8 protein-coding genes and 1 tRNA gene are annotated in these 11,839 nt (G+C 37.2%); 8 read left to right on the top strand and 1 reads right to left on the bottom strand.

What is annotated here, in order from left to right; translation table 11 throughout:
• The first annotated feature begins 177 nt into the window (after positions 1 to 177).
• Both SPSYN_RS09100 and SPSYN_RS09095 read left to right on the top strand, forming a co-directional pair.
• On the top strand, positions 178 to 1,632 hold the full coding sequence (locus tag SPSYN_RS09100; protein ID WP_161822128.1) for a S41 family peptidase: 1,455 nt from the start codon (positions 178 to 180) through the stop codon (positions 1,630 to 1,632).
• Between the two features lie 44 nt (positions 1,633 to 1,676).
• Positions 1,677 to 3,038, top strand: a complete 1,362-nt coding sequence (locus tag SPSYN_RS09095; RefSeq protein ID WP_161822127.1) for a DUF7986 domain-containing protein — start codon at positions 1,677 to 1,679, stop codon at positions 3,036 to 3,038.
• A gap of 204 nt (positions 3,039 to 3,242) precedes the next feature.
• Here the strand turns inward: SPSYN_RS09095 and pdaB are convergent, their stop codons facing one another.
• Entirely contained in the window at positions 3,243 to 3,995 is a 753-nt protein-coding gene (gene pdaB / locus SPSYN_RS09090) for a polysaccharide deacetylase family sporulation protein PdaB (RefSeq protein ID WP_161822126.1), read from the bottom strand.
• Positions 3,996 to 4,136: 141 nt separating this feature from the next.
• Between pdaB and SPSYN_RS09085 the strand changes: the two genes are divergently transcribed.
• The 6 genes from SPSYN_RS09085 to SPSYN_RS09060 all read left to right on the top strand — a co-directional run bounded on the left by SPSYN_RS09085 (position 4,137) and on the right by SPSYN_RS09060 (position 11,780).
• Positions 4,137 to 5,282 (top strand): D-alanyl-D-alanine carboxypeptidase family protein, encoded by a 1,146-nt coding sequence (locus SPSYN_RS09085; protein WP_243152976.1) that lies wholly within the window; start codon positions 4,137 to 4,139, stop codon positions 5,280 to 5,282.
• Between the two features lie 24 nt (positions 5,283 to 5,306).
• The gene (locus tag SPSYN_RS09080) at positions 5,307 to 6,317 is read left to right on the top strand and encodes an aldo/keto reductase (RefSeq protein WP_161822125.1); all 1,011 of its coding nucleotides are present in this window, start codon (positions 5,307 to 5,309) and stop codon (positions 6,315 to 6,317) included.
• A gap of 72 nt (positions 6,318 to 6,389) precedes the next feature.
• Positions 6,390 to 6,464: transfer RNA gene (locus tag SPSYN_RS09075), tRNA-Val, on the top strand.
• A gap of 117 nt (positions 6,465 to 6,581) precedes the next feature.
• Positions 6,582 to 7,499 (top strand): tyrosine-type recombinase/integrase, encoded by a 918-nt coding sequence (locus tag SPSYN_RS09070; protein WP_243152975.1) that lies wholly within the window; start codon positions 6,582 to 6,584, stop codon positions 7,497 to 7,499.
• Positions 7,500 to 8,794: 1,295 nt separating this feature from the next.
• Positions 8,795 to 10,489, top strand: a complete 1,695-nt coding sequence (locus SPSYN_RS09065) for a DEAD/DEAH box helicase family protein (protein WP_161822123.1) — start codon at positions 8,795 to 8,797, stop codon at positions 10,487 to 10,489.
• 580 nt (positions 10,490 to 11,069) lie between these two features.
• Positions 11,070 to 11,780: a BRO-N domain-containing protein gene (locus tag SPSYN_RS09060; protein WP_161822122.1), complete on the top strand. Its 711-nt coding sequence runs from the start codon at positions 11,070 to 11,072 to the stop codon at positions 11,778 to 11,780.
• Positions 11,781 to 11,839 lie beyond the last annotated feature (59 nt).

Here is an 11,839-nt window from a genome sequence, read left to right as displayed (position 1 = left end):
TTTCACCGGTAAAGCATAAAATACCTGCCGGGTAATTTTAATATGTGTTTAGTATTTGTGTAAACAATTTTTTTTGTGGCAGGAATTTTTAGTTCAGCAAGAGAAGTAGTTGTTAAATATATATAATTGGGGCCGCTGTGAATTCAGCCAAGGCTGACCCTGGGAGGTAGGCTAACAATGACCAGGCGGTTTTTTTTCATTATTGCATGCGTTTTTTTGTTCACTTTTAGCTTGTTTTCGCCTGCTCAGGCTGTTGACGATTTGGAAAGCGGCGCGGCTTTAGTTGTTGAGTTAATGGATTTATTGCATGAATACCACCTGAACAATCCTGATGCTACAGTCTTAACGGAGGGGGCAATCCAAGGCTTGTTGGACAGTTTGGAGGACCCTTATGCCGATTATTTCAGTGATGAAGAATTCAAAGGGTTTACTGACGCTTTAAATGGCGATCTTGTGGGGGTTGGTATTGAAGTTGTACCCGGCGAGCAGTATCCTCAAGTATTGAGTGTAATACCCGGTACCCCAGCTGAAAAGAGTGGAATAAAGGCAGGCGATGTCATCAGGGCTGTTGACGGACAAAGCATCTCAGGCTGGTCCTTGGACGATGCAGTGAGTAAGATTCGCGGTACCGCTGGCTCCAAGGTCATTTTAACAATTATGCGTGGTAATGATATTTTTAGTATTAGTCTATTGCGGGCTGATATTCATGTGCCCTCGGTAAGACATGAAATGCTGCCGGGAAATACAGGATATATTCATTTAGCTGCCTTTAGTTCCACTTCCAGCCAGGAATTTAACGATGCTCTGCACAAACTAAGAGCTGCCGGCATGGAAAGCCTGATTTTAGATTTGCGCAATAACGGCGGTGGTTACTTGGATGGAGCGGTGGGTATACTGGGTAATTTTGTAGCAGAAGATACCTTGGCGGTCAGCATTCTGGACGGGCAGGGACACCGGGAGGAGATACGTACACTGGAGCCGGCTACTGCTGACGCTCCGCCCATGGTGGTTTTGGTTAATAAATATAGTGCCAGTGCTTCGGAGTTGCTGGCCGGAGCGCTGCGAGATTATAAAATTGCTACCCTGGTAGGGGATGTAACCTATGGCAAGGGTGTGGTGCAAACTATTTTACCGCTTAGTTCCGGAGGTGCCTTGAAATTGACGGTCTCTAAATATCTTACCCCTGCGGGCAACGATATTGACCAGGTGGGCCTTATCCCGGATCATTATGTGCTAACTACAGAATTGCAAAGGGAAGTCGCCTGGCAAATATTGCACCCGGAGGAGGTACCGGATATAGTTTTGGAACCCGGTACTGGCCGTGCAGTTTTAAACGGCCGGGCTCTGGGTAATATCCTTAAAATTGAGAAACAAGACAATTCGTATGCGCTGCCCTTACGCCCGGTGTTGGAAGCCATGCTTTATCAGGTATTTTGGCAGGACGGTTTAATTATAGTATTTTCAGGCCAGCAGGAAGTGTGGAGGAACAGACCTATAGTAGGTAAACGCAGCGACAGGTCTGATGTATTTGTGCAAGATGGAATCAGTTATTTATCTGAGAATTTATTGAAGCAACTGAATATTGATATAGTAAAGGAAGAAAATAAAATTACTTTAACTAGGAAAATATAATAATTGGATTGTTGTTAACAAAAATTATCAGGGAGGTGCTTTGGATGCCGGATAAACAATGCTTGAGCGGTACCAGGAAAAAAACTGGCGCGAGCAATGCGAATAAGGAAAATGTGATTGATATTGGTAAATACCGCTGGTGGCGTACAGGGCAGCATCTCCGTTCAAAGCTTGCCGAATTTGCCGATCATGAAATGCTCATGGATGAGGTCGGTATGGCGAGGGAGAAATACTTCAGTGTTATTGATCCGGATTTGGCGGATTATGAAGACGATTTTTTAATGGAGCGCTTTTTTGAATGGTTCATATTTGATTACCGGATTCGCGGTCGCACCTTGCTGGAGTATGTCATTATGGCTGGCAATTTTACCCGTGAAGAAACAGAGTTGCTCGAAAAATGGGGCAAAAGCAGAAGTTCAATCTATCAGGTGGTCGAGGTTATTGATAACCATGCCATAACAATAAAGGATTTGCTTAGAGGCGGTGAAGTACTGGTTGCTGATCCGGACATTGTGCAGGAACTTGTACCAGGGCAGCTTTTATTTATTCGGATATTACCAGTAGGTGATGAATTTGAATTTTCTACGGGTGGATTGATATTGCCTGCTTATAGCAAAGATTATATTATCAGCCGGATTACTTTTGATGCCGAGTTATTCTGGAGTAAAAATGGCAGGCGTGGTAAGTGGGATGCTTATTTGCAGCATCGGTCCCAAATAATTAATGCACTGGTTATGGAAACAGCCTCAATTGTATGGGGCCTTGAGGAAAGGTATGATAAGGAATTAGGTGAAGACCTTAATAAGACGGGTGGTTCTTCATCCCAGCTAGCCCAGCGGGCTACTAATGTTTTCTTAGACTATTTTTATGACCGTTGGATTAATGAGCCAATGGATATTTTGCAGGGGCAAACTCCCCTGGAGGCTTCCCGCACTAAGACAGGGCGGAGTAAGCTGCAAACTCTGCTGCGGGAATTGCTTAAAGTAGAAAAAAAGAGAGCCAAAAAGGGTGAGCCAGCTTATGATTTTGCTAAGGTTTGCCAGAAGCTGAGTATTCCCTTAGATAGCTGTATGGAAGGCTCGACACATAATGACGAAGTCGAGCATGATTATTCTGAGGTTTCAAAATTAATTAAAGATGGTTTGACTGAAATGGGTTATCCTGCCCAGCAAATTAAGATAGCTGAAAAAATGTGGTGGGATTATAGCAAAATGGTCTCGCCGACTTTTAAAAAGCCTGAAACTTGGGCAGCGGCTGTGATATATGCTGTTAGCAGGAGTACCGGCAATAAGTTAATTAATCAAAATATCCTGGCGCATAAATATAAAGTATCAGCCTCAACAATTTCTAATAACTATAGGAATATAATCCGCACCCTGCAAATAAATAAGAACGGTAAGTATTAGAATAGTTGGTTTCGTATTTGTATTAAGTAGATGTTTGAGGTGCCAAAAAACTGAAGTTCATTATGAGGTAACAGCTTTTATTGCTTCGCTGGGTTACTGGGGGTATTGCCCTGGGCATGGCGATTTAAAGAAAACTTAAATACGAAGGGGAATTCAAATAGTTCCCCTTCGTATTTTTTATTGCTATACGTTTCATAATAACTTTTAGTCTACTATTCCAGGTCCTAGTTTGAGCAACTCACTGACAGTTACCAGACTATATCCTTTTTCACGCAGTCCGTCAATCACAGCGGGTAGTGCAGCTGGGGTGCGGTCACAGGTGTCGCTGGCGTGCATTAATATTATGGCGCCTGGGTGCGCTTTTTCTAATACCCGGTTGGTGATTTGCTCCACGGATTTGTCTTTTTGCCAGTCCAGTGAATCGTCACTCCACTTAATCGACTTATAACCTAAATCAGCAATGGTTTGGCGTACCATGTCATTCCAGTCACCGTTGGGGGTGCGAATAAGGTTTGGTTCGACACCCGTGACATCTTTAATGTCTTGGTGTGCAGTCATGACCTCTTTCTTGATCCAATCAGGGTCATGTTCACTGTAGTTAACATGCTGGTTGCCGTGACTGCCGATTTCATGTCCTTCGGCGGCAATCCTTTTGGGAATCTCCGGGTATTTTTTTACCCAGGGACCACTGAGGAAAAAGGTTGATTTTACATTCTTTTCTTTTAACACATCCAGCACCGGTCCAGGAATCTGGGTGCCCCAGCTGATATCGAAGGTTAATGCCACGACTGGTTTATCAGTCTGTACTTTGTAGATCTCATAGGGTTGTGGTTCGACATCAGTGGGTACCGTGTTTTGCTGCAGTATGACGATAAATAGGCTTGCGGTGAAAATTAGCAGAGCGCCCATCAGTATGTTGCGTAGAATCCTTTGCCGGCTCAGTAAATAAACACGCATATCTTTCACCTCTTTAAAAGTTTAAGTGGGTAATTAAAACCAACTGAATTAGAATCTATAATAGGGTATTTCCAGGTAAAGGCCATTATGTTAAATTTTTTTAGTTTTATTAATGAAAATAATACCAAGGGGGTGTTATAATTGTTAACGGGAAATTTGTTGAAAAACTGTATGGCAATCGTTTGTTTTTTGATTTTCTGTAACTTTACTGCATTGTCTGCTGCACATGCTAAGGACGAGTCACTTAATATCAACGCCCGGGCTGCCATTTTAATGGATGCTGCAACTGGCCAGGTCTATTACGCTAAGGGTGCTGAGCTGAGACGCTCACCGGCCAGTTTAACCAAGCTCATGACAGCTATACTGGCCGTGGAAAACGGTAAAATGGATGATATTGTTACCGTAACGGAACGGGCTGCTTCGGTGTCTGTAGGGTCTACGATCGGTTTGAATAAAGGTGACCGTATTACTTTGGAAAATTTACTTAAGTCAGCTTTGATCACTTCAGCAAATGACTCCACGGTTGCCATAGCCGAACATGTCGGGGGTAATCATGATAGCTTTATTTACCAGATGAATCGAAAAGCTGTTATACTGGGTGCTGCGGACACCAGGTTTACTAATACGAACGGATATTATGAGCCACAGCACTATACTACCGCTTACGATTTAGGCTTAATTACTCGTTATGCACTGCAGAAACCATATGTCAATAAACTAGTTGCAACCAGGGAAACCGTTATCCGGTGGGTCGAGCCGGAGAAGGAAAAAGAAGTGCATAATACTAATCGGCTGCTGCGTGCTAACGAAGTTCAGGGTATTGACGGGGTTAAAACTGGCAGTACAGCCCGGGCAGGCAATTGTTTGATCGCTTCAGCTACCAGGGGGGACAAGCGTTTAATTGCGGTGGTTTTACATGCCGGCAATCGCTACCGGGAAGCTGCTAAATTGCTGGAATATGGTTTTTCTGAAGTGCGTCCGGTGACTATATTTCCCGCTGGTAAGGAAATGACTGAAATACCGGTTAAAGACGGTATTTTTGCAACCGTACCTTTAACTGTTGCAGAGCCTGTGCGGGTTGAGATAGCGCGGGATCAGCAGCTTAACATTAAACTAAATTTATCATTGAATAGCAATACTATAGCGCCGGTGCGGGAAGGGCAGAGGCTCGGTCATGCCGTATTTACCATCGACGGCTACCAACTGCTCAAAGTACCACTGGTAGCAGCCCGGGAAGTGCCACCAGTAGCTTTATTAGATCGCGTGCTATACTGGTTTTCCAAGTGATTAATGTTGGAGGAGAGATGAAAGATGCAGTACAGAAAACTGGGGCGTACCGGACTTAACGTGTCGGTTATTGGCTTTGGAGGCATTCCTATACAACGGGTACCCGTTAATGAAGCTGTGACCATTGTGCAGCATGCTTTGGAAAGAGGCATTAATTTCTTTGACACCGCCCGGAGCTATACAGATAGTGAAGCTAAAATGGGTGAAGCGTTAAAAAACAGCAGGTCCAGGGTTATCATTGCTACCAAGTCAATGGCCAGAACCAAAGACGATATGACCTCTGATATTCAAACCAGCCTGGCTATGCTGGGCGTAGATTATATTGACCTTTACCAGTTACATAACGTGAAAACCCGGGAAGCTCTTGAACAGGTGTTTAGACCGAACGGAGCGTTGGCTGCTTTAAAGGAAGCTCAAAAGGCAGGAGTGGTCAAGCATATCGGCGTCACAGGGCATGTTAAGAGTCATTTACAAGCAGCGCTGAAGTCAGGCGAGCTGGATACAGTGCAATTTCCTTTTAATGTAGTTGAAACGAGTGAAGCGCAGGAGTTGTTTGAGCTGGCGGAGCAAGTGGGCGCCGGTATCATAATTATGAAACCGCTGGCTGGGGGAGCTTTAAAAAGCCCGATTCAAGCACTGCGCTTTATCTTGGGACACAAGGTATCTACTGTTATTCCCGGTATGGATTCAATTGCCCAGGTGGATGAAAATACGTTGGCTGGTCAGGAGCTGCAGCCTCTAACTGCAGATGAAAAAAACGCACTGAATGAGGAAGCCGGTTCCTTGGGGGCGGCTTTCTGCCGACGTTGTGAGTATTGCCAGCCTTGCCCACAAGGTATTGATATACCGATGGTTTTTTTACTGGACGGGTACTACACTAGGTATAATTTAAAAGGCTGGGCAAGGGAACGTTACTGGGCGCTTCCGACTAAACCAGATGCTTGTATAGAATGTGGAGCCTGTGAAGAAAAATGTCCATACAGCCTCCCCATACGTCGCATGCTAGTGGAATCAATGGTGAGGCTCAGGAATTAGTATTTTCTCCTTGACATTTCCCTCGCTTTACGGCATAATAAATATTGCACGTGAGACAAGTATAATATATGCGGGTGCATAGCTCAGGGGGAGAGCACTTCCTTGACGCGGAAGGGGTCGTAGGTTCAATTCCTACTGCACCCACCAAGCCAGATATATCAAGGGTCTACGGATTTTTAAATTAAAGTGGTCGCAGATTAACTCCTTGATAAAGTGTTAAACCACTTTCCTAAAAATTTTTAGGAGGGTGGTTTTTTCGTGTTAATGAAATTTGCCATTAAAGATTTTATTGACGACAGGGAATTTAAAAATCTTTCACCTGTAAGCATTGAAAACTACAATAGAACGCTTAATGAGTTCCATGATTTTTGCGTTGAACAAGAAATTGTTGATGTAAAAGATGTCACTCCTAATATTATTAAGAAATATTTAATGTATTGCCAAAAGCAAAGGAAAAATAATCCTACATCAATCAATACTAAACTGCATAACTTAAAAATATTTTTTAACTACTTGCAAGAAGCGGAAATCATTTCTGAGAATAAGAATCCAACTAAAAAAATTGATTATGTTAAAGCAGATGTTAAAATTGATGTTTTTACGGATGAACAAGTCAAGCAAATGTTGAACTATTATTCAAGAATGAAATATAGAGAAAAAAGTTTTTATGCTTATCGTGACTATACCATAATTTTAACATTGCTTGGTACAGGCGTTAGATTAGGTGAATTATGCAATTTAACCTGGAATAATATTAACTTTAAAAATCAAACAATTACAGTAATTGGCAAGAAACGTCAACAATCTTCTGTGCCAATTACGGATAAACTCAAAAAGGAACTAACTGAATATTACGTTTTTCTTCAACAGCACTTTGAAAATGCACAGTTGGGATTTGTCTTTACAAATAAATACAATGAACGTCTTACGCCTAATGCTGTAAAGAATATTTTTAAACGCCTGAAAAAAATAATGAATTTTAAAGATGCTAGGGTATCGGCTCACAGCTTTCGCCACTACTTTTCAGTGACTATGATAAGGAGCGGTGCAGACGCTTTTACATTACAACGTATGCTTAGACATTCTGATTTAAAAATGACTATGAGGTATGTTAACCTTTTTGGTACTGCACTAGCAGAGCAAAATGAGAAATACAATCCCCTGAATAAATTGAATATTTAGGGGGTGCCAATATGGACATAGAATTATTTGAACATATTTACAAGCAATCGTTGTATAGTATATGTGAACATATGAGATTAGCCAGTTTTACTTAAATATGAAGCGGTTAGAGAATATTATCTAAATCTAGCAGAAGGTCAGATTATGACACTTATTACGGTAGCACATCATTTAGAAAATGAAACAATACTAACTGAAGTAAAAGCATTGCTATTCTAATTTATAAACCTGCTAATGTAGCAGGTTTTTTATTTGGTAGATACATTCCTTTACTTTTCTTCTTCAACCTTTTCCACTAATCTCTTAATCCAGTCAACACAAACCCCTAAACCCTTATCTCACAATGCTTTTCATCATATCCCCAAAATCTTATATATTAGGCTTTTTAAGTGCTTTTTAATTTTTATTTAATTTAAATGGTCTGTAACAAAATAAAACTGAAAATAGGTACAAACAACCTTGCTGGGTGAATTTGAGCGTCTTTTAAGGCGATTTTATGGTAGTATTTATCCTTGTTGAATGTTCTACATAGAAAAACCAGCGATTAATTTCGCCGGTTAATTAACTATTGACATCCAACCTCAAAAAGGGTATATTATACCCAGGGCATACCAATGCCAATTTTTTGATGCAATTTTTAAAAAAACTTTTGGAGATGTTGCCTATTACTTTAAATAAAAATATTATCAGGTGAATTAATATTAACACAGGATTGTTTTTATAGTCAACACGGTTTTGGTATTTTATAAAAATTTTTTGTTGACTCTTTAAAATATCCCACAAAGAAAGGGGTTGATGATAAATGAGCTGTACAGGTAGAACAACAATAGTTACCAGATTTATTTATATCTATTGTTTAATTAACGACTTTCCTTGACGTAATTACAAGACATAAACGAAATGAAAGTTATTAATTACATATTCTATGTCTAAACCTGCCTGTATAGCTCATAAAAGGCTGGTATAGACGTATCAACACAGTCTTAAAGGACGTTGTTGAACAGTCTGCTGCTGGTTTGATAAGTATGTGGATTGCTTTAATACGTCTTTTTTTATTTTTATCTAGGATAGAGACCAGCAAGTTAATAGGAGGTATGAGCATGAATCAAACAATAGTAAATTAATTCACCTAAAATGGCTGGATGGCTAATGTTTTGTGGATTTATGATGTTCTAAAACAGATTTAAAAGATCACAACAAGTATATTTATATTTTCAATGATACTTAAAATTTAAGAGAAGCTATGAGTTTTTATAATTCGGCAAAACCTAAACTAATAAAGGGAGATCGTATGGATGGAGTTCACAGAGAAAAAACAAAAACAGTTAGAGTACCTTCAGGATGCAATAATTAATGGGCAAAACAAAGATAAGTTTCTAGTAATTGATACTGAAGCAGGATTAGGTAAGTCACTAGAAACTGAAAAAACTTTAGCATTACTTTATATGCAAAATCCCAAAATTAAAAGCATTTTTGTCCAAAAATTTAAAAATACTGATAAAAATTTTAGCCACAAAAGAATAAATAAGCTGGCTGGAAAAGAAATAGCCATTGCTATTGATGCCAGCAATTATAAAGAACATAAAAAGAAATTAAAAAATTTCAACGTCCTAATTATTACTCATGAAAAATATAAAGTTCTATCCAAAGACAAAAAGCAAAGAAAAATATTTTCAGAGGACAGAAGCATTTTGATAATTGATGAAATGATTGATATGCTAGAAGTTTATCTTTACAACAAATTAAGATTTGCGTGGTTTGAGGACTGTTTGCCAAGAGAATTAAGACCAATTTATAATGAGTGCATTAATGAACTCGAAAATTTTCTAGTAACTAATAAAGGCAAATCTTTTTTTAATAGTAAGAATAAGGATACTGGTAAAATGATTAAAGAATTTAAAAAACTAATCCAGGTAAATATTACACCAGAATATGCAAAGACCTATAGGAATGAAATTAGTGAAAATAAAACTCCGATGAAAAAAAGTGATTTTTTAAACGAAGTACATATTTTAGAGCAGTTCTATAAACATACAAGCGTAGTGGATAATCAAAATGCTTATACATATGATTCTGATATTCAATACTGGATGTTGAACAACAATATTATTTTAGATGCAAATGGTGGCTTTCAATATCTATATAAAATATCAGATATTTTTGAGGTAAGAAGACAAGCAAAAATAGTTGATCATAGAAATTGGACTTTGCATATTGCCGATATTAATACCACTAAAAGTAAAAAACTAAAAGCAATAAACTTTTATGATCAGATAAGAAAACACATAGAGGGTATTCTTAAGCCAGAAGATAAATTATTTATATGCGGTAGTAAAGATGATGAACAATATATAAAAATAGAGCATAAAAATATAAGCATAAATCACTTTCTAAATGTAATTGGCAAGAATGACTGGAAAGATTTTAATAAAGCATATTTAATACATACGCCAAACATTCCATTTCATGTATTTGTTTTAAGATATTTATACTACAGCAAAAAGAAAATGGACAACCGCAGCAATTGGAACCTTGTTAAAAATGGCAGAGTTATGATATTTAAAAATAAAGATTTTAATAAGGTTAGAATTGCTTATCTAGTTAGTGAGTTATACCAAACCGTAAAAAGAATTAACCGAAACAATGAATATAAAGCAGATGTATATATTTTAAATAATGATTCTATAGTAATTGAAATGCTTAAAAAACAAATGAAAAATGTAAAAAGTAGAGAATTTGACTTAGATATAGAGTACAAAAAAGCACCTAAACAAAATCCAGTTGAAAAAGAAAATTATGTTGATAAATTTATTCAAACACTTAAAATTATACCTTTTGGTAAATATAAGAAAAAATATTTAAGAGAGAAAATTGGCTGTGAAAATAAATCATATTATTCAAATAAAGTATTGAATCATATGAGTGTAAAAAAATATATGAAAGATAACAACATATTATCAATAGGACAGAGTATTATAAAAAACGCTTAAATACCAAACGTGGTAGCACTGCTTTGTCTAGCGACATAATTTCATTCTTGCGAATAAAAATAAAGTTATGCTAACGCAAACTTTATCGTAATATTTTAAACAAACATTAAATTTTAATGGTATAAAAGTAATTATTATTTTAGGTTAAAAAATAGCATTAACAAATCCAATAATATCAATGGTTTTTGATAAAAAGTTAACCCAAATCTATAAAGATAATAACCTATATAGAAAACGGGTAAACTTTTGCATGCAGTCTCAATATTTATAAGGGTTTTTAAAGGGTGAATAATATAACTATAATATTTAAACAATTAATTGAATGATTGAATGTATGTAGCAATAATTGATTAAAGATATATGCGTAGCATTATATCTGAAATATCCGACCAAGGATATTTTGGCTTGCCCAAAGTAGTGCCCAAATTAAAGGAGGTGATGTGGGAATAAGGTGATTTTATGGTTTTATAGTTTTATAGTTTTTTTGACAGAGAAAATCAGCGGTAAGTGAGAATAGGCCACTAACAGTGAGGACATTTTGAGGTGAGAGGTTCAAAAAAAATATTGGAGGATTTGTTTTATGAGTAAAGAACTAATGATTTTTAGTAATGATGAGTATGAGGTTAAAGCAAGAGAATGTAATGAGGTTATCGAGTTTAGAATTGATGATATAGCAAAATATTTAGGATTTATTCAAAAACAAAATAAAAATGATAAAATTTATATTTCTTATAGATGGGAAACAATTAATAAATATTTAGAAGAATTTGGTTTCCCCAACATTTTGGGGAAAGGCGATTTTATCCCTGAGCAATATGTCTATTTACTGGCAATGAAGGCAGAAAACAATTCAGCTATAGCATTTCAGAAATGGTTAGCGTTTGAGGTATTGCCTAATATTCGTAAGCATGGAGCATATATATCTGAAGATGCAGATGAAAAATATATAAGTAATGAAATAAGGTTTTCTATGAAAAGAACTATTAATACATTTAGTAATGCTAACCCATCTGAACTTGAAGAATTGTATAATGATTTCCGTACATATATAGATAAAGAATTTAAACATAAAACAGATAAAAGATTATCAAGATATAAGAGCGTTGAAAAGGGTTTAGAAATTTTACTAAAAAGGATTGCTAATGAGGATATATCTAATATTGGTGATTGTTATAATATTAGAAAATTAAAAGAAGTGGTAATCAAGGATAGGACTACACTAGAGAAACGAATATCTGGGGGTATTAAAACCGGACAAGTAAAGAAAATCAAAAAATTAGAAAAAATGTAATAATAAATTGTTAAAAATGAGGGAATCCCAGTTAAGAGATTCCCTCCAAAAAAATATTT

The organism is Sporotomaculum syntrophicum, assembly GCF_009932395.1.
Classification (GTDB): Bacteria; Bacillota; Desulfotomaculia; order Desulfotomaculales; family Desulfallaceae; genus Sporotomaculum; species Sporotomaculum syntrophicum.
This window is presented reverse-complemented; position numbering and strand designations above follow the sequence as displayed.

Bases quoted from the DNA above. Each gene is read 5' to 3' on its own strand.
- SPSYN_RS09060 (WP_161822122.1), top strand. From the start codon at position 11,070: ATGAGTAAAGAACTAATGATTTTTAGTAATGATGAGTATGAGGTTAAA.
- SPSYN_RS09100 (WP_161822128.1), top strand. From the start codon at position 178: ATGACCAGGCGGTTTTTTTTCATTATTGCATGCGTTTTTTTGTTCACT.
- pdaB (WP_161822126.1), bottom strand. From the start codon at position 3,995: ATGCGTGTTTATTTACTGAGCCGGCAAAGGATTCTACGCAACATACTG.
- SPSYN_RS09080 (WP_161822125.1), top strand. From the start codon at position 5,307: ATGCAGTACAGAAAACTGGGGCGTACCGGACTTAACGTGTCGGTTATT.
- SPSYN_RS09095 (WP_161822127.1), top strand. From the start codon at position 1,677: ATGCCGGATAAACAATGCTTGAGCGGTACCAGGAAAAAAACTGGCGCG.
- SPSYN_RS09065 (WP_161822123.1), top strand. From the start codon at position 8,795: ATGGAGTTCACAGAGAAAAAACAAAAACAGTTAGAGTACCTTCAGGAT.
- SPSYN_RS09070 (WP_243152975.1), top strand. From the start codon at position 6,582: ATGAAATTTGCCATTAAAGATTTTATTGACGACAGGGAATTTAAAAAT.